Consider the following 26,035-nt stretch of genomic DNA (forward strand, 5'->3'; position numbering starts at 1 on the left):
AGTTTCTCGGTCCCGCCCGCTTTTGTGAGCGTCCGCTTGGCCGGCCCCCGCGGTAGAGGCGTTTCGGATGCGTGACGTTTCCTGGATTCCTGCGAACTCACCTGGCAAGAATCCACCTGGGGTGGAGACCTTGGTGGCCGTCGAGGAGGACGGCGCCCGTGGTGGCGGGGTGGTTCGGTGCGACTCGGAGGGCCTGTTCAAGGGACTGGTGGTCGGATTGACTGTTCTTCTGAGGTAGCGTGAGTGGATAGGTGTCGACGCAGCGAGCATGGCCGTTGCCCCTACAACCAGCGAGCAGAGGTTGGAATTCTGTTTTTTGCGCGTTTCCTGGTGGCTCACCATCGTATATGTCCGCTGTTCGGATAGAGGTTCGGTGCCCCTTCTTGACAACTGGGAAACTTCCATAGATAATGTCGGTTCGACATTGCTTTAAAGTGTTATTCTGTTAGATTTCTGAAAGGAAGAGTTGTGCTCGAGAAACTCTTCGATAGAATTGCCGGCGCAATCTCATTCACTGCCGCCTATTCGTTTGTTGCGTCACTTCGTGCAATTTCCACTGTTGGTGTGTTGTTCGGTGCTGCCGATGTACGTGATTCTGTCTTCAATATCAACGATCCTGCTGAGTCTGAAGATAGTGCTTTAAAAAACCTTCATGGGACGCCATTAGCTGTCTCCTATCGTATTTTTTCTTCTTTTCGTGTTCCCGTGGGTTGGGTGAGTGTCTTGTCGCGATACCTCACCGAAGATCCGGAGCGCACAAATGTGTTTCTTTGCGTTGCGCTCGTCTTAGGTATTTTGGCGGCTACGTTGTGTGGTGAGAGTTTGCGTCTGCCGACACGGCCGGCTTCAACTCTGTGGATTTGTCTCATGGTCTGTTTGCAGTGTGGGTCTGGGGGATTGTGTGGATTCCTAGTCTTTGTTGTGGTGGTGGTTGCTATATGGAAGGGTGCGACGCGTGGAGGTGATTGGTGGGCCTTGATTTTTACGGATCTCGCTGTTGTCGTTATCGCTTTTGCGGCACCACTGTTGGCTCTCGTCGATCTATATCCGTATCGGGTGCAAAGTGGGGAACAATGATGTTGGGTTGTTTCCTGGAGAGTTTGTGTATGTTGGGGTGGGTGAGTATTTCTTCCCCTCAGTCGATGGTGTGGATCCTGTGTCGGCAGTGAAACCCTTAGAGAAGTTCGAAGAGTAGGTTGCGCGCGAAGTCATCGAGACGGAATGCGCGATAGCGTCATGGATGGCGTCGTGCGGCCTTGTGGTCTCGGTGGTCGGAAAGTTGGTCGTAAGGTAAAGGAAGGGTGGCGCCGCCGATCGGCGCTGAAGGGAGGTCTCTGAGCCGGTGGAGATAGCGAAAGTGAGAAAGAAATTCTGTGAACTATGTCAAAAGAACGAGCCCCTGAAAAGGAGTTGCCTTCTTTGTCGAGGAATGACTGTGACTGGGGGCTACGAGTTGATCAACTGAGAAGAAGGTAATTACCTCGTTTCTTCGATGCCTGGGTGGTCGAAGGTGTTGGGGTTGGTTCCTACCTCTGGTGTGACCGTCCCCAATTATAGGCGGCGATCAAGAGGTGGTTTCCGTTGTGATTAGGGGCATCTTTGGACACTCAGGATTCACCCACTGTTGTGGGAGAATTTGCGCGACTCATCGAGTGATGACGCGGTGTGTGGGTCGACAGCTCCGTGAGTCGTTCCATAATGTGCTACCTGGGGCTGCGTGTTGTGGCACCATAGGAAAGTCTTCGGACTGTTGTCGCCGGTTGGCAAACTGGATGAGCGGCTGAACTTGCTCAGGCGGGACGTCGCCGCCCAGATCCTGGCACGTAAGTGCCGCAAAGGCGTTGTCTTCATTGGGATTTGGGTCGGATTCATTCATCGTGCAACATTTCTGGGTTGCTGTGCTGAGAAGGCGGTGGGGTGTGTGATGGTCGAGTATATGTGAACTGTGCTGTGCGTCAGGCCGTTGGTATGATGGTATGTCGGTGCCTGTTGATGAGGGTGTGGTGATTTTTTACTCGGGTGGTGGCGATCAGTAAATATTTAAGAGAGTTCTGGGATGGCTCGAGTTCTATGCTATCTGTCCGTTGGTGTGGCGCACAGGGGTGTCCTTGGGAAATTAGTGAACAGATTCCATTGGTGTCGCACTCTAAGCGAGGTCGAACACGAGTTCCTGGACTTAGTAAGGTGATCTGGAACAAGAACACGAGTGCTGTTCGAAATGTATCCAGCATTCCAGTTCAGGTCCTCGAACAGGCCGACTGGGAGGACCTCGCCGCCCAGACCGCCTCCACCGCCTGGGACATCCGCCTGCTCACCCCCACCGTCTTCACCTCCCGCGGCCACCACGTCCCCGAGGTCACCGCCGCCTCCCTGGCCACCAGCCTCCACGCGCGCTGGCGCCACTGGTGCCGCCCCCTGGCCCCCGAGCTCCCCGAGCGCGAGCGCCTCACCTCCGTCCTCATCACCCAGGACCGCACCCGCCGCACCGTCGTCGGCCTGGGCATGCCGCGTGCCGACCGCCGCGGACGCCTCTCCAGCCGCCGCATCCCCGCCAGCGTCGGCACCCTGCGCATCAGCGCCCCCGCCGCCGGCCCCATCACCGCCGTCTTCTCCCAGCTCATGGCCCTGGCCCGCTACACGAGTGTCGGCTCCCACAGCGCCTACGGGATGGGCGTCATCGACGTCGTCGCGGACGCACCATAAGGGCCGCGGACTCACCCCTGGGCCGCAGTCCTCGGGCCCCATGGTGCGTCCTCGCGGCCAGGCAGCCTCCAATCGGCCCACTCGGCCGGATCTTCCCGGCCACGCCCGGCGCGAACGTGAGCAAGCGCAATGGGACCTTTGCCGTGCTATCCGCTAACGTCTGAGGAATCAGTATGTTGAAGGGACCTACCGCACGATGAAAGATTCTGGGCGCGAGCCCGGCCGCAAGGACTCGGGGAAGCCGGGCAAGGCCGGTAAGAACGACCGCAGCAAGCGCGACCGCAAGCTCCGCGACACCCTGGGCAACCCGTTCCTGTGGTTGGTGCCCTTCCTTCTGGTCGTCATCCTCGGCTGGGCCGTCTTCTCCTCGATGTTCGGCTACCGCACCATCGACACCTCCGACGGCCTGACGCTCCTGCGGGACAAGCCGGACACGATCAAGTCGATCACCGTCGTCGACGGCAACCAGCGCGTCGAGCTGGACCTCACCACCACCTACGTCCAGCCCAAGAAGAAGGGCATCGAGTCGCGCCCGGTGGGCAAGAAGGTCGAGTTCTCCTATACCGACGCCCAGGCCGAGCAGGTCGACCGCCTCGTGCAGGCCGCCGCCCCCAAGGAGGGCTTCAACTCCGTGGTGCCCACCACCAGCTGGTGGTCCTCCCTCATCCAGCTGCTCGTCCCCGCCCTGCTGCTGGGCGGCTTCATGTGGTGGATGCTGAGCCGCATGGGCGGCGGGCGCGGCGGCGCCATGGGCTTCGGCCGCTCCAAGGCGAAAGTCGGCTCCAAGGAGATGCCCGACGTCACCTTCGACGACGTCGCCGGCGAGGACGAGGCCGTCGAGGAGCTCGAGGAGATCCGCGAGTTCCTCTCCGAGCCTGAGAAGTTCCGCGCCGTCGGCGCCAAGATCCCCAAGGGCGTCCTCCTCTACGGCCCGCCCGGAACCGGTAAGACTCTCCTGGCCAAGGCCGTCGCCGGCGAGGCCGGCGTGCCCTTCTTCTCCATGGCGGCCTCCGAGTTCGTCGAGATGTTCGTCGGTGTGGGCGCCTCGCGCGTGCGCGACCTGTTCGACCAGGCCAAGGAGAACGCCCCCGCCATCATCTTCGTCGACGAGATCGACGCCGTCGGCCGCCACCGCGGCTCGGGAACCGGCGGCGGGCACGACGAGCGCGAGCAGACCCTCAACCAGCTCCTCGTCGAGATGGACGGCTTCGACGCCAACACCAACGTCATCCTCATCGCCGCCACCAACCGCCCCGACGTCCTGGACCCGGCCCTCCTGCGCCCGGGCCGCTTCGACCGGCAGGTCAGCGTCGAGGCCCCCGACATGGCCGGGCGCGCCGCCATCCTCAAGGTCCACGCCCAGGGCAAGCCCCTCAACGACGACGTCGACCTCGAGCTCGTGGCCAAGCGGACCCCCGGCTTCACCGGCGCAGACCTGGCCAACGTCCTCAACGAGGCCGCCCTGCTCACCGCCCGCTCCAACGCCCACCTCATCGACAACCGGGCCCTGGACGAGGCCATCGACCGCGTCATCGCCGGCCCGCAGAAGCGCACCCGCGTCATGCGCGACCACGAGAAGCGCGTCACCGCCTACCACGAGGCCGGCCACGCACTGTGCGCGGCCGCCGGCGCCTACTCCGACCCGGTCACCAAGGTGACGATCCTGCCGCGCGGGCGCGCCCTGGGCTACACGCAGGTCATGCCCCAGGACGACAAGTACTCCACCACCCGCAACGAGCTGCTCGACCAGCTCGTCTACGCCATGGGCGGGCGGGCCGCCGAGGAGATCATCTTCCGCGACCCCACCACCGGCGCCTCCAACGACATCGAGAAGGCCACCGCCACGGCCCGCAAGATGGTCACCGACTACGGCATGACCAGCGCCGTCGGCGCCGTCAAGCTCGGCACCACCGAGAGCGAGACGGTCCTGGGGCTCAACGCCACCAGCCGCGACTTCTCCGAGCAGGTCGCCGCCACCGTCGACACCGAGGTCCGCAACCTGCTGGACACCGCCCACCGGGAGGCCTGGGAGATCCTCACCCGCAACCGCGCCGTGCTCGACCAGCTGGCCGAGGAGCTCCTCACCCGCGAGACGCTCCTGGAGAAGGACCTGGAGAGGATCTTCGAGGGCGTCATCAAGCAGCCCGAGCGGCCCCTGTGGCGCAGCGACGAGTCGCTGCCCGTCGTCGAGGCCGCCTCCGCCCCTGGCGGTGAGTCCGACGACTCCCACAACAGCGACGACTTCTGGGGCTACAACCATTGAGCCGGCCCGGGCTCAGGCGGGCCCGGCAGGCACAGAGAGACAGAGGCTGACCATGAGCTATGACGCCGAGGGCGTGCGCCGCGCGGTGCACGACCTGCTCGTCGCCATCGGGGAGGACCCCGAGCGCGACGGGCTGCGCGACACCCCCGAGCGCATGGCGCGCGCCTACGCGGAGATGTTCGCCGGCCTCGACCAGGACCCGGCCGAGCACGTCGAGCGGGTCTTCGACGTCGGGCACGAGGAGATGGTCCTCGTGCGCGACATCCCCATGTACTCGGTGTGCGAGCACCACCTGCTGCCCTTCCACGGGTCGGCGCACGTGGGCTACATCCCCAGCGAGGACGGGCGCGTCACCGGCCTGTCCAAGGTGGCGCGCCTCGTGGACGGCTACGCGCGGCGCCCCCAGGTCCAGGAGCGGCTCACCCGGCAGATCGCCGACGCCCTCGTCGAGCGCCTCCAGTGCCGGGGGGTGCTCGTGGTCGTCGAGGCCGAGCACCTGTGCATGTCGATGCGGGGCGTGCGCAAGCCCGGTTCCAACACGGTCACCTCCGCCGTGCGCGGCATCATGCGCAACGCCGCCACCCGCTCCGAGGCCATGAGCCTGGTCCTGGGCCAGCGGTCCTGAGCGCCGGCTGACGGCCACGAGATCTCGACACCGGGGAGGACCGGTGAAATAGTGGGGCGATGAGTCCCACGTACAAGAGGCTGCTGGTGGCCGTCGATGCCGGGCTGCTGCTCTACTGGGCGGTCGTCTTCCTCAATCTCATTCCCGAGCACCTGCGTTTCAAGGACTACTCCAACCAGGTCATTCAGGCCTGGAACTGGTCCTTCTTCCCGCTCGACGTGGCCGCCGCGCTGACCGGCTTCCTCGGCGCCCACCTGACGCGCGTGGGCAGCAGGATCGGGGACCTGGTGCTGACGGTTGGACTCATGCTCACCTTCTGCGCCGGGTTCATGGCGATCTCCTTCTGGTCCTTCTACCGCGACTTCGACCCGCTGTGGTGGGGACCCAACGCCCTGCTCATGATCGTCCCGGTGCTCGCCTTCGGCTCCATGGTCTGCCGGCGCCTCGAGACCGCGGAGAACCGGGCGTGACGGTCAGGGACGTGCTGTGCCCGTCCACGTGGGGGAGCGCGTGCCGCGCAGACGCACCCACAGGCTGGACAGTGCTCGGTGTGCTGAAGGATCGCGCGGGGGCTACGGGCCACGGCGCGTGCGCCTGGCCGGCTCTTGGAGGCGCCATCATCTCCGAGGTGTCGGCGACCCTTGCCCTGCGACAGGCCCTGAACCAGCCGGGCTTCTACGTCATGGTTGGGATCGGGTACGCGTTGGCCTTCATCCTCCTGTCGCTGACGCTCAAGGCCGGCATGCCGCTCGGTGTCGCCTACGGACTCTGGGGCGCCCTGGGCGTGGCGCTGACCGCCGTGCTGTCCATGCTCGTCTTCGGTGAGCCGATCACGGTGCTCGTCGCCCTCGGCATCGCGCTCATCATGGCCGGGGTGCTCCTCGTGGAGGTCGGGGCGCAGCGCGCAGGCACGCAGCACAAGGACGGTGAGGCGTCATGAGTGGGCTCTACCTGGTGGCAGCCATCGCCTCCGAGACCACCGGCACACTCTCACTCAAGCTCGCCTCCGACGGCAGAGGACTGCGATGGTACGGCCTCGTCATGGCCGGCTACCTGGGGGCCTTCGCTTTGTTGACCCTGGCCCTCAAGGAGGGCCTGGCGCTTGGTGTTGCCTACGGGATCTGGTCGGCCGGGGGAGTGGCCGTGACGGCAATCGCCTCCAGGCTTCTCTTCGGTGAGCCGCTGACCCGCACTATGGCGGCCGGCATCGCGCTCATCATGGCCGGGGTGCTCCTCGTCGAGCTTGGTAGCGCGCACTGACAACGCCACCGGAGGTGATCGCGGGCCAGAATGTCCAAAACGGTGACAAAGGACTGCCAGCGCTCCTTGGCCGTCAATATGAACCGCGGAATCATGCGGTTTTCTTTCGTCAGTGTGGGTCCGTTCCGAGCCTTTGTCTCCGATGTGGACACGATCCCCTCACTTTCTCCGCGGATGGATTGGCCGAGCGGCCCTCGTGAGGGACGTGGCGTGGGCAGAAGGTTCTCTCGGCCGGGGACATTCGACATCGACGGGTGCAGTCCACGCGCTTGGGGACAGGATGGCCGTCCCCGAACGCGTGCCATGTCCCCGGCTGGAGTGGATTGCACCCGGCCGCGCGGAATGTCCTCGCCGGTGCCTCAGTCGGTGGGCATTGGGGATATGGGTTGGAGGGGGATGGTGAAGATGGCGGTCCAACGGTCGTTGGTGTGGGTGATGTGGAGGGAGCCGCCGAGGGACTCGGTGCGTTGCCTGGCCTGAATAAGGCCGAGCTGGGATGAGGTGGCGGTGCTGGCGGGCCGGCCGGGATCGATGGGGTTGGTGCACATGCACTCGAGGGTGTTGTCGTCGGCCTCGATGGTGAGGGTGGCGGTGCTGGACGGGGGTGTGTACTTGGCGGCGTTGTTGATGAGCTCGGCGATGATGCGTACGAGCTGTTGGCGGACGCCTGGGCCGATGCTGGGGTTGTCGAGCAGGTCGGTGCCCTGGGTGGTGAGGTGGGCGTCTCGGTGTGTGAGGGCTTCCCGGGCGGTGCGGATGGTGTCGGTCAGGGGTGGTGGGGGTGAGGCGGCCAGCAGGAGGAGGGAGTCGTCTCCTTCGGCGGCACTCATGGCTTTGAGGCTGCGTCGTAGCTGTTCGACGGCGGTGCGCACGGGGGTGATGATGGCTGCGAGCTCTTCGTTGAGGCGGGTGTTGTGAGGGTCGGCCAGGCGGGCTTGCTCGGCGATCATGACGGCGTGGCTGAGATCGCGTACGACGGTGTCGTGGAGCTCGGAGACGACCAGGCGCCGTTGCTGGTCGAGCTTGCGCCGGCGCTCCTGCTCGGCGACGTTGGCCTGGAGACGGTGATGGCGGATGACCTCACCGATCACCACACAAGGAGCACCAACAGTCGCTGCTGGGATCAGCCCTTGAAACCATGTTGGTGTTGCTGAGATGAGTGACAATGTCGTTGCGAAGGCGAGGACGTAGATCATGTCGCGTCGGAGGCCTCGGCCCAGAAGCATGATGCAAAGCCCCCAGGGCAGTAACACTGCTATGCTGCCAAGATCGTATGGGGAGGTGGCGGCGAACCAGGCAATGGCCAGGCTTGCGGCTGCTCCTGCGGCGGGAAGCCGGGATGTCAGGGGCAGGCAGGCCAGGCTCATGGCGGTGACCAGGAAGGCGGAAGGAGTAAGAGGGACACCTATGGTCACCGGTGAGGTGCTGAGAAGCAAGATGGCAACTCCTGCATGGAGCAGGTGAGTGCGTCGCGTGGGGTGCCATGTGAAGGATGTCTGAGTGTCGAAGGCGGGAAAAGGCATGTTGACCACTCTCGTGTTGCCGGGATGTTGGGAGATGGGTTCTGAGACGGAGGGCTACCGGATGGATGATGGAGGCCTGCCGTCGACGGTGTTGACGGTGCCGACGGCTGGTCGCGTCGTGCTGGGCTCAATCGGTGCCATCTCAGGTGGCAGGATGCAAGCGCCGGTTAAGCAACCTGATACGACATATCCGGGCAGATCGCGCACCCAGGGCTTGCGTCGCTGAGCGTCCTTTCAAGAGACCGCCTGGAAGGGGACACTGAAGATGGTGGTCCAGCGGCCCTCGCCCTGGCTCACGCTCAGGCTGCCGCCCAGGGCCTCCACGCGGCGCCGGGCTCCCTCCAGGCCCAGGCCCGAGGAGAAGGCGTCATAGCCTGGTACGCCACTGCCCGGCGCGCCGGCGCCCGCCCATACGCCGCCGACCTGCCCCGGGAGACCGATGTCGTTGCTCGCCATCGCCTCCAGGGAGCGTCCGTCGGACTCGATGATCAGCCTCGCTCGCCCCTGCGGAGCCGTGTATTTGGACATGTTCGACACCAGCTCGCCCAGCACCCGCAGCAGCTGGAGGCGCACGCCCGGCGGAATCATGGGGATCCCGAGCAGCTCCAGGCCCTGGACCTCCAGGCGCGACCCTCGCTGCCCCAGGATGGCCGCGGCATCGGCGATGACCGCCTCCAGGGGGCGCGGCGCGGAGGTCGCCTCGATGTCCAGCCGCTCGCCCCCGCGGATATCACTCATGGCGCGCAGCGCGTGCCGCATCTGCTCCACCGCCGCGCGCACCGCCGTCGTCATCGCGTCCAGCTCGGGTGCCAGCGCCGCGTCCTGGGAGTGCGCGAGCCGGGCCTGCTCTGCCGTCATCACCGCGTGGGTCAGGTCCCGCACCACCGTGTCATGCAGCTCGGTGACCACCAGGAGACGCTGGCGCTCCATGCTCTCGCGGTAGGTGTGCAAGGAGTGTTCGGCCTGGTCGCGCGGGCTGCGGATGAGCTCGGCCAGAGTGATGGCCCCGCCCCCGACCACAACCCACCACGCCAGCAGCGAGACCCAGCCCTCACTGGTCTCGCCCCACCGGGCGTCGGCGATCGAGAGCACGAGCGAGAAGACCACCAGGCTGTAGGCGGGCATCCGCGGAAAACCGCGCGCCACGAGGACCGCCGTGCACAGCCAGGGAATGATGCCCGGGGAGATGGGCACATCAGTCATCATCAATGTGCCGGCCCACGCCATCGCGCTGCCCAACAGGGCCCCCGGCCAGGGGAAGCGGCTGCACAGAGCCAGCGCCAGGCCCCCGACGACCTCGAAGACGATCATGGACGTATACAGCGGCCATGCCGCCGTGACCGAGAACAGAGTAATCAGCGCGGCCAGGAAGGCGTGCGCCAGGTGCAGCCGCCAGGTCGGCCGCCACGTCGTGTACCGCGTGGGCTGCATCAGATTCGCCGCAACAGCTGACACCATCTCACCACCTTCCCCTGAGCTGATCCGGATAATATCCCTCCATGACGGTTCCCAACGTGACTGATGCTCCGGCTGCTCCCTTGCAGGTCCTGCGCGTGGCCATCGTCGATGACGACCCCTTCGTCCTCCAGGCACTGCGGGCCTACCTCAGCTCCGACGAGCGCATTGAGGTGACCAGCACCTTCTCCCGCGCCGCCGACGCCCTGGCCTTCCTCCACAAGATCCGCGTGGACGTCCTGCTCACCGACGTGCGCATGCCCGAGATGGACGGCCTGGAGCTGCTCACCCGGGTGCGCCGCCAGTGGCCCCGCACGGCCGTCGTCGTGCTGACCTCCTTCGACGACGACGAGGCGATGGTGGCTGCGCTCGCCCAGCACGCCAACGGCTTCCTGCTCAAGGACGCCTCGCCCGAGGAGATCATCCGCGCCGTCATCGCCGCCAGCGCGGGCGGGACCACGATCTCCCCGGCCGCCACCTCCCGGCTCGTCACCCGCCACCTGCGCTCCCCGCAGACGGCCCAGGCCCCCGACGTCACCGAGGCCGAGCAGGCGGTCCTCACCCTTCTGTGCGAGGGCTACTCCAATGCCGAGATCGCCGAGCAGCTCGTCGTCGCCGAGTCCACGGTCAAGACCCACGTCTCCCACCTCATGAAGAAGTACGACGTCCCGTCCCGGCTCAAGCTCGTCGTCGCCGTCCACAAGACCCAGGGGGCCTGAGTCCGCCGTCCCGGTCACTGGAGCAACCCTCACCGCCGGTCTCCTCACTCCTCGGACAGGGCCCTGACCGGCGGCACCGAGGCGGCCCGGCCGGCCGGGCGTAGCGAGGCCGCCAGGCCCACGGCCAGGGTCGCGGCGAACATGCCGATCAGTGCGAAGTAGGGGACGTGCACCGTCATGCCTTCGGCGGACTTGGCCATCGCGAGCGTTTCGGAAACGCCCAGCGCCATCCCCACGAGGAGCCCCAGGCCCCCACCCACGGCCGCCAGGAGGGTCCCCTCGGTGACGATGAGGCGGCGGATCTCCTTGCGTGAGCTGCCGGTGGCGCGCAGCACCCCGATCTCTCGAATGCGCTCCAGGACCGAGACGTCCGTGGTGTTGGCCAGCCCGGACAGGGCGATGACCAGGGCGGCCCCCAGGACTAGGCAGACGATGAGGGCCATCCTCGTGATGAGGGATGACATCTGCTCACTGGCGGCGGCGCTACCGGCCACCATCAGAGCCTGACCTCGGACAGCCGCATTGAGGGCGTGCTCGGTATCGGAGGTCATGGAATTGCCGGTGGACCGAACCCACATGGTGGTGTTGGTAGGGGTATTGCTGTTGATGCGCTGAGCCACTGCCGGGCTGATGGCGGCGCCCCAGCCTTCCTGGACGCGAGCCTTCAGCTCAACACTTCCGGTTGCGCCGGTCAGGGTGACTGTGGCGCCATCTGGAATGTCATAGATGCCGCCCACAATGAGGGTCTTGTCATCGAGGCCCTCCAAGCCGCTGGTGGACCGTACAATAGGCGCGATACTACCGGTATCAATGACGTCGACAGTAATGTCCTTCGGCTTTCCATCGATGGTCTGGGTCAGGCCGAGGGAGGGAACATAGGTGACATCCTTGACCCCGTCGACTGCTTTGACCTGCTTCGTCAGCTGCGCGGTATCGGTCTGCGGCGTGACCCCGAAGATCCTGGCGTCCACGGGTGAGCCGTGGCCGAGGATGGCGTCGAAGGAGGCGTTCAAGGAGGACAGGCCGACGAAGAGCGCTGACCCCACCAGGACGCAGACGAAGAGTGTGGCTGCGGTCGCGGCGGACCGTCCGGAGTTACGGGCCAGGTTCCGGGTAGCCAGGCCCAGGACCGGGAATCGCGCGTCACCACTGATTCTGCCGATGAATCCGATGATGGCGGTGACGAGCAGAGGAAGGCTGAGGACGGTCCCAACGACGACGACGGCGCTCCCACATGCTGTGATGTAGATATCGGATGCCTGAACGCCGAGGGCGACGATGGCCGCGCCGATGGCGGCGATGATGACTCCTGCGACAGCGACCCACATCCTTCTGCGTCCGGCCTGCTTGGTGCTTGCGACTTGTCCTGTGAGTGCCACGAGCGGTGAGATGCGGGTGGCGGAGCGGGCGGGGTGGAGTACAGCGATGAGGGTGACTAGTGTCCCCAGGGCGACGGTGAGCCCGAGCGACACCGGAGAGATGGTGAGCTGATCGGCCTTGAGGTCCGCAAAGGTTCCCGAGGACACCGCGATGGCGCCGAGACCGGTCCCGAGTGCCGCGCCCAGGACGGAGCCGACCAGACCTGTCATGAGCCCGGTGCGCAGGACGGCGAGCATCACCTGACGGCGGGTTGTGCCGATGCAGCGCATGAGTCCGACCATGCGTGTCTGGCGCGCCACCAGGGTGCTGAAGGTGGTGGCGATGACGATGATGGCGACCGCCGCGCAGACCGGGGACAGGAGGTTGAGGATGGTTGAGATGGTCGTCCCTCCTAATTCTGCTTTAGCTCGCTGAGAGATGGCCTCGTTCGCGCTCTGGATGACGGCGGAGGGCTGGGTAGGGTGAATGATTTCGGACACATTCCTCATCAATGAACTGGTGTCAGTTCCAGGTTTGGCGGTGACGTAGAGCCTGTAGTAATTGATTCTGGCTCCCATCGCTTGGAGCTGCTCGGCGGTGGCGTAGAGGGTGCCGGTGCCGATGTCCTTGCTGTCGGCCCCGGCGGAGATGATGCCGACCACCGTGGGAGCTGAGTGGACGGCCTTAGCGTTGTCTTTGTCCTTGGTTGTGAGGCGGATGGTGTCGCCGACGCTCAGGCCCTGCTGCTCGGCGAGGTCGGAGTCGATGGCCACCTCACCGGTGGCGGTGGGGAGCCGGCCGCTGCTCAGGGTGGTGAACTTGGTGAGCGCCGGGACGTCCTGGACGGCGACCTGGGCTCCGACGGCGCTTAGCTGCTTGGGCAGGTCGAGCCACAGCATGTCCCAGTGGGCACCACGGACAGAGCTGACACCGTCAAGGGCGGAGACCCGGTTGAGGAGGGAGTCGTCCAGGGCGCCTTCCGTGCTGTTGGCTCTACGACCGTCTTGGACGACGACAGCGGCGTCGCCTACGGACACCCGCGCGCTGGTTTGCGTCTGGGTGCGGAAGGAGTCGGAGATGATGAAGGCGAAGGCGATGAGGGCGGCGCTCATGGCCACGGCCACGAACGCCGCGACTGTTCGCCGCAGGTCGAGGAGGGAAGGCATCAGCGGGCCTCCATTCCAGTGGCGTAGGGGCTGCCGAAGCCGAACATCTGGGTCGCGCTGGGAGGCGCGGCGTGGCGGGCGCTGTAGACCGCGGCGGGACCAGGGGTGGGGGTGACGGGGGCGGTGCTTGCCCTGGAGATGTGGCGGGGTTCCGGTGCGGCCGCTGGGGTGATAGCCCGGCGCGCCGGCGTGGGGCCGGCCGGGGTCGCCGGTGCCATCATCGGTGGTGCGGGAGGGGCCGGCTGAGTGGGGGTGACGGGTGCCTGCTGGGCTGGGCGGGCGGTCGGTGCGGTGTGGGTGCCGGGGGTGTGGTGGACGGTGTCGTCGTTGGTGATGCGTCCGTCGCGTAGGCGGATGATGCGGTTGGTGGTGGCTGCGGCTTGTTCGTCGTGGGTGACCATGACGACGGTCTGGCCCAGGGTCTGGCACATGTGGGCGAGGGTCTGAAGCAGGTTGGCGGCTGAGGCGGTGTCCAGGGCGCCGGTGGGCTCGTCGGCGAAGATGACTTTGGGACGTCCCACGAGGGCTCGGGCCACGGCTACGCGTTGCTGCTGTCCGCCGGAGAGCTCGTTGGGGCGGTGGGACAGGCGCTCGGTCAGGCCGAGGACTGAGATGACGGCGTCGTACCAGTCCCGGTCCGGCTTGCGGCGGGCCAGGCGCTGGGGTAGGAGGATGTTCTCCTCGGCGGTCAGGGTGGGCAGCAGGTTGAAGGATTGGAAGATGAAGCCGAGCTGGTCGCGGCGTACGGCGGTGAGCTGCTTGTCCTTCATACCTGATAGGTCCTGTCCGGCGATGAAGACGCTGCCGGAGGTGGGGGTGTCCAGGCCCGCCAGGCAGTGCAGGAGGGTGGACTTGCCTGAGCCGGAGGGGCCCATGATGGCCGCGAACTCTCCTTCGGTGATGGTGAGGCTGACTGTGTCCAGGGCGACGACCTGGGCTTCGCCCTCGCCATAGATCTTGCTTAGCGCGCGGGCCTCAACCACCTTGTTGACGGTGGGACTGATGTGTGGAATCTGGTGCGGCATGGTGCTTCTCTTCCTTCCGGGCGGGGCCGCGGCCGGTGTGACGCACGGTCCCCGTGATAGATCGGTGGATACCTTGAGGCTAGGAATCGCGGAGAAGAACCGGAATGCGTCGAAGGAACGGACTGCAGTGGCGTCTCCGCCTTTCGATGGAGGCCCGCTGATGCCGGTCAGCGGCAGCCCCCACCCACTTCCAGCCGTGACCCCCACTCACTTCGACCAAAACTTCATAATCGACCCGGCTCCGTGTCTTCTATGAAGTTTTGGTCGAAGTGAGGTGCCCTGACCCCGCCGGATCGTGTCCCGGCTCTCAGTGTGAGGTGGGCTGAAGATGTTTCGGTCCTCCCGCTGCGGCGGGCCAACCGTTAGCCTGACCCCGTGACGAATCTTCCCGCCGCCGCCCCGGCCCCCCTGCCGGGGTTCGTGCCCCGCGACCGGACGCTCCTCATGGGCGTCCTCAACGTCACCCCCGACTCCTTCTCCGACGGCGGCCGCTGGGCCGACCCCGAGGCGGCCGTCGCCCATGCTCGCGAGCTCATCGCCCAGGGCGCCGACATCATCGACGTCGGCGGGGAGTCCACCCGCCCCGGCGCCCAGAGGGTCGACGTCGACACCGAGATCTCCCGGGTCCTGCCCGTGGTGCGCGCCCTCCTCGCCGACGGGGCAGGCAGTGCCGACGGGACCGGCGTCGCCGGCAGCGCCATCGTCTCGGTGGACACCATCCACGCCGCCACCGCCGAGGCCGCCATCGACGCCGGCGCCCACATCATCAACGACGTCTCCGGGGGCCTGGCCGACTCTGCCATGCACAGCCTCATCGCCCGCACCGGCGTCGTCTACGTCTGCCAGCACTGGCGCGGCGACCCCGAGACCATGGACCGGCTCACCGACTACCCCGGCGGCGTCGTCGCCGGGGTCGAGGCCGAGCTGCGCGAGCGCCTGGCCGAGCTGGACGCCGCCGGGGTGGACCGCTCCCAGGTGGTCCTGGACCCCGGCCTCGGCTTCGCCAAGACCCACGCCCAGTCCTGGGAGCTGCTGGCGGCCACCTCCCGCCTCATCGCCGACCTGGGCCGGCCCCTCCTGGTCGGCTCCTCCCGCAAGCGCTTTCTCGCCCAGGCCGCCGAGGCCGAGGCCACCCCCGTCCAGCGCGACGCCGTCACCGCCGCCACCACCGCCCTGGCCGCCGCCGCCGGCGCCTGGGCCGTCAGAGTCCACGAGGTCCCGGTCAACCGGGCCGCCGTCCGCACCGCCTCCCTCTGGAAGGAACACCAGTGAGCACCACCGTCTCCGCGACCACCGACCGGATCAGCCTCATCGGCCTGTCCGCCCGTGGCCACCACGGCGTCCTGCCCTTCGAACGCGAGGAGGGCCAGCTCTTCACGGTCGATGTCATCCTCGACCTGGGGCAGCGCGGCACCGCCGTGGCCGCCGTCACCGACTCGGTGACCGACGCCGTCGACTACTCCCGCGTGGCCAACGGCATCGTGAGCATCATCGAGGGGGAGCCGGTCAACCTCATCGAGTCCCTGGCGGACCGGATCGCCGAGCGGGTCCTGTCCTTCCCCCGCGTCGTGGCCGCCGAGGTCACCGTCCACAAGCCCGAGGCGCCCCTCGACGTCGCCTTCGAGGACGTCTCGGTGACCATCCACCGGGTGGCCGACGCCGCAGCCGGCCACGGCGGAGCCCCCGCCACCAGCCAGGCCGCCTGGGCCGCGCAGGCCGAGGCGCCGGTGGCCGTCTCCGCCCAGTCCTACGCCTCTCCCTCCTCCTCGGCCTCCCCGGTGGCCGCAGCCTCCCCGGCGGCGCCCGCCTACGAGCCCCCTGCCGCCCCCGCGGCACCCATCGTCTCGGAGGTCCCCGACTTCTCGGGCGTCTCCTTCACGGGCGGCGACGCCGCTCCGGCCGCGTTGGCCTCCGAGGCCCCCATCACCCCGACTCCCTCGCCGGCCTCGCCGATGGAGGCGCCGGCCCGCTCGCCCTTCGCCGCCGCCGCGCCCTCGGTCCCCACGCCGATGCCGACCGAGCCCGGTACTCCCGGCGGGAGCGCCGAGTCGACCCAGCCGTGGGTGCCGGACTGGGCCACCGAGAGCGCGGACTCCTCCGCCTCATCGGCCCCCGCCTGGACCCCGGAGGCTCCCGAGGCCCCGGAGGCCACCGGCCTGCCCTCCGGTGAGTCTGCCGTTTCCTACTCCGCGTCGAGCGCGCTGGACGCCCCCTCGACCAGCGCCCCCACCGCGGCCTCCGCCGGCAGGACCGCCGGCGCTGACGGGTTCGTGAGCCTGGCGGCCGAGGCGCTGGGTGCGGCGCCCGCCTCCAGCGAGCCGGAGCCCAGTGCCCTCAGCTATGCCGAGGAGGTGGCTGCTGACGCAGCCGCAGCGGCCTCGTCCGAACCGGCTCCCGCCGCCGACGGCCTTGCTGTCCAGCTGCCCCACGAAGGACGCCACGTCGCCTCCTCCGAGGAGGGCGAGGACCAGTCCGCTCCCGCCGTCGAGGGCTCCGCGGACCTTCTGGGCGGCCCCGTCGCCTTCGACGAGTCCGGCTCCTACAGTGGCGCCGCCTCCAGCCAGGCCAGTGATGCCGGGGCCGCCCCCGAGGCGGCGGGCGCCGACGCGTCCGGCTTCGCCTTCCCCGCACTGGGCGGGGACGCCACCGCCTCCGGGACCGCCGGCGCCGACGGCCTCATGGGAGCCTCCTCCGTCCCGGCCTCCCAGCCCCTGGGAGAGCCCGGGCCCAGCCCCTTCGCCGGCCCCGGTGAGCTCCCCGGGGCCGCGGGCCAGGAGGGTGTGGCACCGGCCTCCTCCGAGCCCTCCTACTCCCAGCCCTCCGCCTCTGAGGACTTCTCTCAGCCCGCTGAGGGCTCGTACGCCGCGCCGTCGGCGCAGCCCGACTTCCTGGGCGCCCCCGGCGCAGCACCGGCTCCAGCCGCACCTGAGGCCCCGGCGGCTCCCGCCGCTCCGGTCGACCCACTCTCCGAGCGGCCCACCCGCCCCGTGGGCGTCGTCTTCGGCCTGGGCGCCAACGTCGGTGGAGTCGTGGACTCCCTGCGCACGGCCGTCCAGAGCCTCAAGGCCACCGAGGGCATCGAGGTCACGCAGGTGGCGCCGCTGGCCCGCACGATCGCCGTCGTCGCCGAGGGCGCCGAGCCCCAGCCCGACTACCTCAACACGGTGGTCACGGCCATGACGACCCTCGCCCCGCGCGAGCTGCTCGAGGTCTGCCAGACCCTGGAGATCGCGGCCGGGCGCGTGCGCACCGAGCCGTGGGGCGTGCGCACCCTGGACGTCGACCTCATCGAGGTCGAGGGTGTCACCTCCTCCGACCCGGCCCTGTCCCTGCCGCACCCGCGTGCCGCCGAGCGCGCCTTCGTCCTCGTGCCGTGGAGCCAGGCCGACCCCTTCGCCGAGCTGGCCGGGCGCTCCGTGTCCGAGCTCGCCGAGAACGCCCCCGACCGCGGTGGTCTGCGCTGGCTGGCCTTCGACTGGCTCGACTCCGAGTCCCTGCCGGACAAGCCCACCGGCCCCTACGTGGAGCCGCCGGTGGAGCAGGATGCCGCAGGCTCCGAGCCGGGCCTGGTCTACGACGCCACCCGGGATGAGTCCTCCGTGGCCGACGCCTCCCTGGCCGCCGACTACGCCGGCAGCATCGCCGAGGCCTCATCGGCCGCCCCGGAACCGGCCCCCGCGCAGCCCCTCGGTGACCAGGGGCAGGCCGAGTCCTCCCCCTTCGGGCAGCTGCCTTTCGACACCTCCAACGGGGCGGGCTCCTGGGCCGAGCAGGCCCCGCAGGTCGACTCGCCCTACCAGGCAGCCTCGGCCCCCGAGGCGGCCGGACCGCAGGGCTCCTACGCCCCCGGTCTCTCAGCCGGGCCGGACGGGGTCTCCCACGGCCAGCAGGATGAGGCCGCCGGGGACGCCTGGAGGTCTCCGCTCCAGTGGAATGACGTCATCGGTGGTGGCGCCCAGGGGACAGGTCCCCGTCAGGACGTCTGATGCGGCGCACCCGCTGGACCAGCGCCGTCACCTGGTTCATCGCCGCCGCGGTGACCTCCTGGGTGGTCGGTGACCTCCTGCTGCGCCACGTCGGCTGGGTCCCGGTCCTCTCCCCCTGGGGGGCGGTGACTGCGCTGGTCATTGCGGGCATCGTCCTGGTGGCGGGTCTGGCGGTCAGGCGGCTGCGTGCGCGCGAGCGCACCTGGATCACCCCGACCGGTGCCGCCACGACGGCGGCCGCCGCCCAGGCCTCCGCCATCGTGGGGGCGGTGCTCGGCGGCGTCTACGGCGGCGGGATCATCCTGGCGCTGGTGACGCCGCGCTCGCCGGCCATGACCCACCTGGCCTGGACCTCGACCGGCTGCCTGATCGCCTGCCTCGTGTGGTGCGTCGTCGGCTTCGTCGTCGAGCAGTGGTGCTCCATCTCCGGTGACGGCGACGACGACGGCTCGGCCGGTCCCGCCGGGCGGGCCCCCGAAGGACCAGGAGCCCCCGCATGACCAGTCCCGGAACAGGTCCCGGCGCGATGCCCGGTACCAGCCCCGCCGCCCCTGCTGCACCCGCTGGCCCAGCCCCGGCACCCGTCCGCGCCGGTGAGCCGGCCACGCGACCACCCGCCGGCGCCGACCCCTTCGCCCCCGACGGCGTCGTCTTCCACCCGGTCTCCCACCGCCTCATCACCGCCCGCATCCTGGGGGTCGGTCTCCTCTGCGCCGTCGTCATCATCGGCTTCGCCATCCCCGGGGTGCTCGTCTCCTCCGGATACTTCATCCCGGCGGGGGTCTTCGCAGTGCTGTTCCTCTGGCAGCTCTGGCTCATTCCGCGCCAGGTGCGGGCCATGGGCTACGCCCTGGCCGACAACCACCTCCTGTGGCGCCACGGTGTCATGTTCCGCTCCATCACCGTCACCCCCTACGGGCGCATGCAGTTCGTGGACACCTCCCAGGGGCCGCTGGCCCGCTGGCTGGGCATCGCCGAGGTCAAGCTCCACACGGCCTCGGCCAGCACCGACGCCACGATCAACGGGCTGCCGGTGGCCGAGGCCGAGCGCCTGCGCCAGGTCCTGTCCCAGCGCGGTGAGGAGAGGATGGCCGGGCTGTGAGCCCCAGCTGGGAGAGCCGGCTGGAGGCCGCCCGTAAGGCGAGGACGGAGGCGCCGGGGGAGAGCGGGCCCGCCGCCTCTCGGGATCTGCCCCTGCCCGAGAACGTCACCTGGCACCGGGTCAGCCTCGTCACGCCGGTGTTGGAGGGCTGGAAGATCGTCACCGGTGTCCTCGCCTTCGTCACGGTCCAGAACCTCGACGAGCTGGTGCGCGCCTACCGCTTCATCTCCAAGCACGGCTTCACCCTGGGCGGGGGGATCGGCTACTACCTGCTCGGCCTGATCGCGTTCATCGCCCTGTGGGTGGGGCTCGGGCTGCTCAGCTGGTGGCGGCGCGCCTACGCCGTGGACGCCGACGGCGTCTACCTGCGCTCGGGCATCCTCAGCCGCAAGCTGCGCACGGCCCGTCTGCCGCGCATCCAGTCGGTCGACGTCGTTCACCCCCTGCTCGGGCGCATCTTCGGTCTGGGGCAGCTGACCGTCGAGGTCGCCGGGGGCCGGGACTCACGGGTCGTCATCGGATTCCTCACCACCCGCGAGCTTCAGACCCTGCGCGACTGCATCCTCGACCTGGCCGCCGGACAGATCGACCTGCCCGGCCCCGCTGTAGAGGGTGGCGCCGTCGGGGCGGGCGCAGAGGGCCGCGACACCGGCGGCATCGATAACGCCACGTCCGCCGTCAGGCCCGAGGGCCTCGCGCCGGGAGGGGCCGCCGGCTCTCAGACCGCCCCCGAGCAGCGCGCCGTGCCGATGCGGGCCTCCCACTTCCAGGAGTACCCGCTCTACAGCGTCGATGGTGCCACCCTCCTGGGGTCCCTGCTGCGCAGCTCCTCGGTCTATGTGCTCGGGCTGACGGTCATCGGCATGCTGTCGGTAGGGATCCTCATCATCTTGGACTCCATGACCGGAGGCGAAGCGCTGACGGTCATCTCGTCCTACATCACGATCGTCATCGGGACGGCGACCGTCGTGTGGAGCCAGTTCAACAGCGCCTGGAACTTCCAGGCGGCCGCCACCCCCAGCGGTATCCGCATGCGTTATGGGCTCACCTCCGACACCTCCCGCACGCTGCCTCCCGGACGGGTCCACGGCGTCGGGATCGCTCAGCCGATCCTGTGGCGCGGCAAGGACTGGTGGAAGGTGGACGTCACTGTGGCCGGCCGCGAGGACCGGTCCCAGGACGGCCAGAACCGGCAGTTCGGCAACCTGCTGCTGCCCGTGGGCAGCCGGGACACCGCCCTGCGCGCGCTGTGGCTCGTGGTCCCCGACCTGGGCGTTCCCGACCCCGACAGACTGCTCGCCCAGGCCCTCATCGGCCGCGACGATGACGGTGTCGGTGACCCGCAGGCCCCGGCGGGCTCGGCCGAGCGCGGCTTCGTGCGCCTCAGCCGCCGCGGACGGCTCTTCCGCCCCTTGACCTGGCGGCGCGCAGCCATCGCCCTCACCGACACCTGCGTCATCATCCGCCACGGCCGCTGGCGGCGGCGAGTGGCCATCTTCCCCTACGAGCGCATCCAGTCCCTGCGCGTGCGCCAGGGGCCGCTGGCGCGCCGGCGGGGCCTGGCCTCCCTCCGACTCGACATGGTCGCCCAGGAGGTCCCTGCCTCGATCACCAACCTCGATGCCGCCGACGCCAAGGCCCTGGCGGCGCGAATCAGCCGGCGGGCGCTGCACCGGGCCCGCGCCGAGCAGCTCGACCGGTGGCTCGCGCGCGCCGTCGCCGCCACGCAGCCTGCCGGGCCCTCAGTGCGCTAGGTCCTGTTGCGTATGTCCGGGCGGAGGCCGGTTCTCGCCAGTGGCCGACATCGCGGTCGTACCTTAGGGCTTGTGTTCGAGGGGTAGAGGGTACGAACGCGCGTCCTAAGGTACGAACACGCGGACGCTTCACCCCACTTTCGCAACAGGCCCTAGCTGCGCAGGGTGTCGCGCAGGCGCAGGGCCTGCTCGGCGGTCAAGCGCCCGGTGGCCTCGCAGCGCTCAGTGGCGGCGGCGGCCAGCTGCCGGTAGGAGGAGACCACGTCGTCGAGGCGCCGTCCCTGGCTGTCACGCAGCGCGGAGAGCGCCTCCAGGTGGGCGGCCACCGTCCCGGCGTCGCCCCTCGAGACCGGGCCGGTCAGGCCCGCCTCGCCCTCGCGCAGGGCCCGGTCCAGGGCCGCCGTGAGCAGGGGGCCGAGCGTGGCCGCACCGTCCTCGACCCCGGCGGCCGCCAGCACCCGCACGGCCTGCGTCACCACGGTCAGCAGGTGGTTGGCGCCGTGGGCGAGGGCCGCGTGGTAGATCGGGCGTGCCGACTCCTCCAGGACGAAGGGCTCCCCGCCGAGCTCGACCACCAGCGCCTGCGCGATCGGCAGCACCGCCGCGGGCGCAGTCACAGCCATCGGGCAGCCGACGAGCCGGGCCACATCCGTGGAGAACCCGGAGAAGGTCATCGCCGGGTGGATCGCCAGCGGGATCGCCCCGCAGCGCTGAGCCGGCGCGAGCACGGCGGCGCCGTAGCGCCCCGAGGTGTGGGCCACCAGCTGTCCCGGCTGCCAGCGCCCCAGGTCCGCCAGGCCTTGGACGAGCGGCTCGAGGGCGTCGTCGGGCACGGCCAGCAGGACCAGCTCGGCGCGCTCGACAATCTCCTCGACCTCCAGGACCGGTACGCCGGGCAACAGCATATCGGCGCGCTCGCGCGACTCCTCCGAGACCGCGTGGACGCCGACGACCTGGTGCTCCACCGCCCGCAGCGCGCAGCCCAGGACCGCCCCGACGCGCCCAGCGGAGATGATGCCGACGCCCAGCCGTCCCGGCCTGCTCGGGCTGGCAGGGGCGGCCGGGGCCCGGCCTGCGTGCTCGCCGCCTGTACCTGGGCCCGTGCCATCGATGTCGCTCATGCCCCGATGCTCTCATGCCTGCGCCTGCTCCGGCCTGGAGTGGGCCATCAGGGCGATTCTGTCAATTTTGGCGACTTTTCCGCCGGCCGCAGGCGACCCGTCGTTCAAGGCGACCCCTGTGACCTGCGGAAACGTGAATCGAGAGGACTTCGGCGCTCGGATTCGGCTCGGAAAAGTCGCCACCGTGGACACTTTCACCTTCCGCGCGGGTCACCGGCCCGGGTGGGGCGACTAGCGTGGGGCACGTGAGCACTGAACCCGCACCGACGCCCGTTCCCGCCCCCCGATCCGCCGGCGCCGCAACCGTCCTCGCCCGCAGCCGCGCCGACCTCGCCGCCGCCCTGGCCGAGGCCTCGGACCCGCGGGCGGTCGTCATGACGATGGGCGCCCTCCACGAGGGCCACTTCGACCTCGTGCGCGAGGCCGCCCGGCGCGTCGGGCCGACCGGCACCGTCGTGGTCACCATCTTCGTCAACCCCCTGCAGTTCGCCCCCACCGAGGACCTCGACGCCTACCCGCGCGATCTCGAGGGCGACCTGGATGGCCTCGCCCGCACCCTCACCGGCGCCGACGGCACCCTCGGCGTGGGACGCCTCATCGTCTTCGCCCCCACCCCGGAGGTCATCTACCCCGCCGGGCAGCCGGCGGTGCGCATCGACCCCGGCCCCATCGCCACCGTCCTGGAGGGCCGCACCCGCCCCACCCACTTCGCCGGCGTGTGCCAGGTGGTGCTCACCCTTATGCACCTGACCGCCCCGCGCTGGGCGCTGTTCGGCCGCAAGGACGCCCAACAGCTGGCGATCATCGAGTCCATGGTGCGCGACCTCGCCGTCCCGCTGGAGATCGTGCCGGTTGACATCCGCCGCGAGAGCGACGGCCTGGCCATGAGCTCGCGCAATGCCTACCTCAGCCCCGAGCAGCGCCACCAGGCCCTGGCCCTGTCCCGTGCACTCCAGGCCGGCCGGGACGCCGCCGCGCAGGCCACCGGCTCCCGGCCCGACCCCGCCGCCATCCGCCAGGCCGCCCTGGCCTCCCTGGAGGCGGCCGACGGCGTCGAGGTCGACTACGTGGCCCTCGTCGCCCCGGACAGCTTCGAGGACCTGGCGGGCGCCGGCCTCGGCCTGCCGCGCAGTGAGCCTGCGGGGGAGGACAAGGGGGAGGGGCTGCCCGCCGTGGGGCTGCTGGCTGTTGCCGCGCGCGTGGGCACCACCCGCCTCATCGACAACACCCTCATCGACCTGCGCCCCTGAGCAGGGCCGCTCGCCCTGAACGCCCGGGTGTTTGCGCGAGCCGGGCGTCGCGAGCCGCGCAGCCCCGCGCGAGGACGCACACGCGTCCCCCAGGACGCACCCTCGCGCGACAGACCCGGCGCCCTATGGCGTGTTCTCGGCAGCTGGCGGGCCGGCGCGCTCCGCACAGCCCTGAGCGTCTCGCGCGTGCCTGCCCTGAGCGCGCCGATGATCCCAACCTGTCAGGTCGCTCACCCTGTGCCGCACCGTACAGTGCGCCGGGCCCGGCGCCGTCTACGCTGTGCGGCGATGAGTTCCCGCACCCGGACGATGATGACGTCCAAGATTCACCGCGCCACCGTGACCCAGGCCGACCTCGACTACGTCGGCTCCATCACGGTGGACATCGACCTGCTCGAGGCCGCCGACCTGCTGCCCGGTGAGCGCGTCGACATCTGCAACTGCTCCAACGGCAACCGCCTGTCCACCTACGTCATCCCCGGCGAGCGCGGCGCAGGCGAGATCTGCGTCAACGGTGCCGCCGCCCACCTGGTCAGCCCCGGAGATGTCGTCATCCTCATCGCCTACTCCCAGATGTCCGACGCCGAGGCCCGCACCTACCTGCCCCGGGTCGTCTTCGTCGACGAGGCCAACCGGATCGTGGAGCGGGGCACCGACCCCGGCCAGATCCCGGCCGACTCCGACGTCGCCCGCCTCCAGGGCCTGCGGCCCACCGGCATCCCCCTGGCCGAGGCCCGCGCCTGAGCCGGGTGCCGGTCAGGGGCGAGGCCCTGGGCCCCACCTGGTTCCCGGCCGAGTACTGCGTGTCCGTGCGCCGCAGCCGGAAGGGAGAGGAAGCCGTGACCGGGGCCGCCGTCGTGCCCACCTGGATCTGACCGGAGGAACCGCCGCCCGGTGTGACCAGGATCGGATGTGGATCGGGCATCGTCGGGACCCAGGGAGCGTCTGGGGAGGGCCGGCGCCGTTAGACTCCTTCACGTGACAGACGAGAGCACCCCCAGCCCCGACCCGACCGCCACCGACGCCACCGGCGCCCAGTCGCCGAAGGCGGACCAGCCCAAGCAGCCCAAGGCCGACCCGGGCCCGGGCGAGCAGTTCGAGGTCCGCGCCGGCAAGCGCGAGCGCCTGCGCAGCGAGGGCTGGGACCCCTACCCGGTCTCCGTGCCCGTCACCACCACCATCGCCGCCGTGCGCGAGGGCTACGCCCACCTCGAGGCCGGGCAGGAGACCGACGACGTCGTCGGTGTGGCCGGCCGCGTCGTCTTCCTGCGCAACACCGGCCGCCTGTGCTTCGTCACCCTGCAGGACGGTGCCGGCACCACCCTGCAGGCCATGCTCTCGGCCAAGGCCCTGCCCGCCGAGGGCCACACCGCGCTCGCGGCCTTCAAGGCCGACGTCGACCTGGGCGACCACCTCTTCGTCCACGGCCGCGTCATCTCCTCGCGCCGCGGCGAGCTGTCCGTCATGGCCGAGCCGGTCCTGCGCGAGGGCGCCGAGGCCGCCTCCGCCGGGGACGACGACGTCGAGATCCCCGCTTGGCGGATCGCCTCCAAGGCGCTGCGTCCCCTGCCCAAGACCTGGACCAACGAGGCCGGCGAGGCGGTGACGCTCTCGGAGGAGCAGCGCGTGCGCCGTCGTGAGCTCGACCTGCTCACTCGGCCCGCCGCCCGCGACATGGTGCGCACCCGCGCCGCCGTCGTGCGCTCCATCCGCGAGAACTTCTTCCGCCGCGACTACCTGGAGCTGGAGACGCCCATGCTGCAGGTCATTCACGGCGGGGCGGCCGCGCGCCCGTTCATCACCCACATGAACGCTTTCGACATGGATCTCTACCTGCGCATCGCCACGGAGATCTACCTCAAGCGCGCCGTGGTCGGCGGCGTCGACCGCGTCTTCGAGATCAACCGCAACTTCCGCAACGAGGGCGCCGACTCCTCCCACTCCCCGGAGTTCACGGCCTTGGAGGCCTACGAGGCCTACTCCGACTACGACGGCATGGCCGAGTTGACCCGCAACCTCGTCCAGCAGGCGGCCCGGGACGCCTTCGACCTGCCCGAGGGTGGGGAGGTCGTCACGCTGGCCGACGGCACCGAGTACGACCTGTCGGGCGAGTGGGACAAGATCGACCTCTACACCTCCGTCTCCGAGGCCCTCGGTGAGGAGATCACCGTGGAGACCCCGCGCGAGCAGCTGGTCGCCTACGCCGAGAAGATCGGCCTGGAGATCGACGACTACGCCGTGGCCGGCAAGGTCGTCGAGGACATCTTCGAGGAGCTCGTCGGCAACAAGCTGTGGGCGCCCACCTTCGTCTACGACTTCCCCGAGGACACCTCGCCGCTGACCCGCTACCACCGCAGCAAGCCGGGCCTGACCGAGAAGTGGGACCTCTACGTGCGCGGCTTCGAGACCGCCACCGCCTACTCCGAGCTCGCCGACCCCGTGGTTCAGCGCGAGCGCTTCGAGGCCCAGGCCCTGGCGGCCGCCAAGGGCGACCCCGAGGCCATGATCCTGGACGAGGACTTCCTGGTGGCCATGGAGCAGGGCTTCCCGCCCAGCGGCGGCATGGGCATGGGCATCGACCGTCTCCTCATGGTGCTCACCGGCCAGGGCATCCGCGAGACCATCACCTTCCCGCTGGTCAAGCGGGGCTGAACCGTACTCCGCCTCCGCGGCCATAGCGCCGGCCGGTCACTGCCTCCGAGCAGGCAGTAACCGACCGGCGCT

The 26,035-nt window shown here is 69.2% G+C and carries 21 protein-coding genes and 1 pseudogene; 17 read left to right on the plus strand and 5 right to left on the minus strand.

Going from position 1 to position 26,035, the window contains the following annotated elements:
* Nucleotides 1-468: 468 nt before the first annotated feature.
* From AB7V09_RS03965 to AB7V09_RS03995, 7 genes are all read left to right on the plus strand, one after another.
* Nucleotides 469-1,077 carry a hypothetical protein gene (locus AB7V09_RS03965; RefSeq protein ID WP_419142991.1) on the plus strand — a complete coding sequence of 203 codons (609 nt, stop codon included), beginning with the start codon at nucleotides 469-471 and terminating at the stop codon, nucleotides 1,075-1,077.
* 1,107 nt (nucleotides 1,078-2,184) lie between these two features.
* Nucleotides 2,185-2,703: a CRISPR system precrRNA processing endoribonuclease RAMP protein Cas6 gene (gene cas6 / locus AB7V09_RS03970; protein ID WP_419142992.1), complete on the plus strand. Its 519-nt coding sequence runs from the start codon at nucleotides 2,185-2,187 to the stop codon at nucleotides 2,701-2,703.
* 196 nt (nucleotides 2,704-2,899) lie between these two features.
* Nucleotides 2,900-4,966, plus strand: a complete 2,067-nt coding sequence (gene ftsH / locus AB7V09_RS03975; RefSeq protein ID WP_271288925.1) for an ATP-dependent zinc metalloprotease FtsH — start codon at nucleotides 2,900-2,902, stop codon at nucleotides 4,964-4,966.
* Nucleotides 4,967-5,018: 52 nt separating this feature from the next.
* Nucleotides 5,019-5,591, plus strand: a complete 573-nt coding sequence (gene folE / locus AB7V09_RS03980) for a GTP cyclohydrolase I FolE (protein WP_009747619.1) — start codon at nucleotides 5,019-5,021, stop codon at nucleotides 5,589-5,591.
* A gap of 59 nt (nucleotides 5,592-5,650) precedes the next feature.
* Nucleotides 5,651-6,061 (plus strand): YvaD family protein, encoded by a 411-nt coding sequence (locus AB7V09_RS03985; RefSeq protein ID WP_419142993.1) that lies wholly within the window; start codon nucleotides 5,651-5,653, stop codon nucleotides 6,059-6,061.
* A gap of 80 nt (nucleotides 6,062-6,141) precedes the next feature.
* Nucleotides 6,142-6,531, plus strand: coding sequence for a DMT family transporter (locus tag AB7V09_RS03990; protein ID WP_419142994.1), 390 nt, complete (start codon nucleotides 6,142-6,144; stop codon nucleotides 6,529-6,531).
* Nucleotides 6,528-6,851: a DMT family transporter gene (locus AB7V09_RS03995; protein WP_419142995.1), complete on the plus strand. Its 324-nt coding sequence runs from the start codon at nucleotides 6,528-6,530 to the stop codon at nucleotides 6,849-6,851. Before AB7V09_RS03990 ends, AB7V09_RS03995 begins: the two co-directional genes overlap by 4 nt.
* A 359-nt stretch (nucleotides 6,852-7,210) precedes the next feature.
* Here the strand turns inward: AB7V09_RS03995 and AB7V09_RS04000 are convergent, their stop codons facing one another.
* Together AB7V09_RS04000 and AB7V09_RS04005 are read right to left on the minus strand one after the other, a co-directional pair.
* Nucleotides 7,211-7,945, minus strand: a complete 735-nt coding sequence (locus tag AB7V09_RS04000) for a sensor histidine kinase (protein WP_419142996.1) — start codon at nucleotides 7,943-7,945, stop codon at nucleotides 7,211-7,213.
* 663 nt (nucleotides 7,946-8,608) lie between these two features.
* The gene (locus AB7V09_RS04005; RefSeq protein ID WP_419142997.1) at nucleotides 8,609-9,805 is read right to left on the minus strand and encodes a sensor histidine kinase; all 1,197 of its coding nucleotides are present in this window, start codon (nucleotides 9,803-9,805) and stop codon (nucleotides 8,609-8,611) included.
* 68 nt (nucleotides 9,806-9,873) lie between these two features.
* Between AB7V09_RS04005 and AB7V09_RS04010 the strand changes: the two genes are divergently transcribed.
* Nucleotides 9,874-10,548, plus strand: a complete 675-nt coding sequence (locus AB7V09_RS04010; protein WP_419142998.1) for a response regulator — start codon at nucleotides 9,874-9,876, stop codon at nucleotides 10,546-10,548.
* Nucleotides 10,549-10,592: 44 nt separating this feature from the next.
* Here AB7V09_RS04010 and AB7V09_RS04015 read toward each other — a convergent pair whose 3' ends face one another.
* Together AB7V09_RS04015 and AB7V09_RS04020 are read right to left on the minus strand one after the other, a co-directional pair.
* Nucleotides 10,593-13,073, minus strand: a complete 2,481-nt coding sequence (locus AB7V09_RS04015; RefSeq protein WP_419142999.1) for an FtsX-like permease family protein — start codon at nucleotides 13,071-13,073, stop codon at nucleotides 10,593-10,595.
* A 322-nt stretch (nucleotides 13,074-13,395) separates the two neighbouring features.
* A pseudogene (locus AB7V09_RS04020) lies at nucleotides 13,396-14,098 on the minus strand (ABC transporter ATP-binding protein); the annotation flags it as partial.
* A gap of 375 nt (nucleotides 14,099-14,473) precedes the next feature.
* On the opposite strand from AB7V09_RS04020, the gene folP reads away from it, so the two are divergent.
* From folP to AB7V09_RS04045, 5 genes are read left to right on the plus strand one after another with little or no spacing between them, the layout of a single operon-like run.
* Nucleotides 14,474-15,370: a dihydropteroate synthase gene (folP, locus tag AB7V09_RS04025; protein ID WP_419143000.1), complete on the plus strand. Its 897-nt coding sequence runs from the start codon at nucleotides 14,474-14,476 to the stop codon at nucleotides 15,368-15,370.
* Complete coding sequence (gene folK / locus AB7V09_RS04030) at nucleotides 15,367-18,084, plus strand: 2-amino-4-hydroxy-6-hydroxymethyldihydropteridine diphosphokinase (protein ID WP_419143001.1); 2,718 nt, start codon at nucleotides 15,367-15,369, stop codon at nucleotides 18,082-18,084. Before folP ends, folK begins: the two co-directional genes overlap by 4 nt.
* A complete protein-coding gene (locus tag AB7V09_RS04035) occupies nucleotides 18,084-18,584 on the plus strand; it encodes a DUF3180 family protein (RefSeq protein WP_003789139.1) in 501 nt (166 codons plus the stop codon). Before folK ends, AB7V09_RS04035 begins: the two co-directional genes overlap by 1 nt.
* Nucleotides 18,581-19,186: a PH domain-containing protein gene (locus tag AB7V09_RS04040; RefSeq protein WP_419143002.1), complete on the plus strand. Its 606-nt coding sequence runs from the start codon at nucleotides 18,581-18,583 to the stop codon at nucleotides 19,184-19,186. The genes AB7V09_RS04035 and AB7V09_RS04040 overlap by 4 nt, the downstream gene beginning before the upstream one ends.
* Nucleotides 19,183-20,940, plus strand: coding sequence for a PH domain-containing protein (locus tag AB7V09_RS04045; protein WP_419143003.1), 1,758 nt, complete (start codon nucleotides 19,183-19,185; stop codon nucleotides 20,938-20,940). The genes AB7V09_RS04040 and AB7V09_RS04045 overlap by 4 nt, the downstream gene beginning before the upstream one ends.
* 152 nt (nucleotides 20,941-21,092) lie before the next feature.
* On the opposite strand, the gene AB7V09_RS04050 is transcribed toward AB7V09_RS04045, so the two are convergent.
* The gene (locus AB7V09_RS04050) at nucleotides 21,093-22,061 is read right to left on the minus strand and encodes a Rossmann-like and DUF2520 domain-containing protein (RefSeq protein ID WP_419143004.1); all 969 of its coding nucleotides are present in this window, start codon (nucleotides 22,059-22,061) and stop codon (nucleotides 21,093-21,095) included.
* A 236-nt stretch (nucleotides 22,062-22,297) separates the two neighbouring features.
* Here AB7V09_RS04050 and panC point away from each other — a divergent pair, with 236 nt between their 5' ends.
* The 4 genes from panC to lysS all read left to right on the plus strand — a co-directional run bounded on the left by panC (nucleotide 22,298) and on the right by lysS (nucleotide 25,963).
* Nucleotides 22,298-23,311: a pantoate--beta-alanine ligase gene (panC, locus tag AB7V09_RS04055; protein WP_419143005.1), complete on the plus strand. Its 1,014-nt coding sequence runs from the start codon at nucleotides 22,298-22,300 to the stop codon at nucleotides 23,309-23,311.
* A 288-nt stretch (nucleotides 23,312-23,599) separates the two neighbouring features.
* Nucleotides 23,600-24,055, plus strand: coding sequence for an aspartate 1-decarboxylase (gene panD / locus AB7V09_RS04060; RefSeq protein WP_101586442.1), 456 nt, complete (start codon nucleotides 23,600-23,602; stop codon nucleotides 24,053-24,055).
* 5 nt (nucleotides 24,056-24,060) lie between these two features.
* Nucleotides 24,061-24,186, plus strand: a complete 126-nt coding sequence (locus tag AB7V09_RS04065) for a hypothetical protein (RefSeq protein ID WP_419143006.1) — start codon at nucleotides 24,061-24,063, stop codon at nucleotides 24,184-24,186.
* 103 nt (nucleotides 24,187-24,289) lie between these two features.
* On the plus strand, nucleotides 24,290-25,963 hold the full coding sequence (lysS, locus tag AB7V09_RS04070; protein WP_419143007.1) for a lysine--tRNA ligase: 1,674 nt from the start codon (nucleotides 24,290-24,292) through the stop codon (nucleotides 25,961-25,963).
* Nucleotides 25,964-26,035 lie beyond the last annotated feature (72 nt).

Source organism: Actinomyces sp. SKVG-SVH-4(1), assembly GCF_048514265.1.
Lineage (GTDB): Bacteria > Actinomycetota > Actinomycetes > Actinomycetales > Actinomycetaceae > Actinomyces > Actinomyces oris.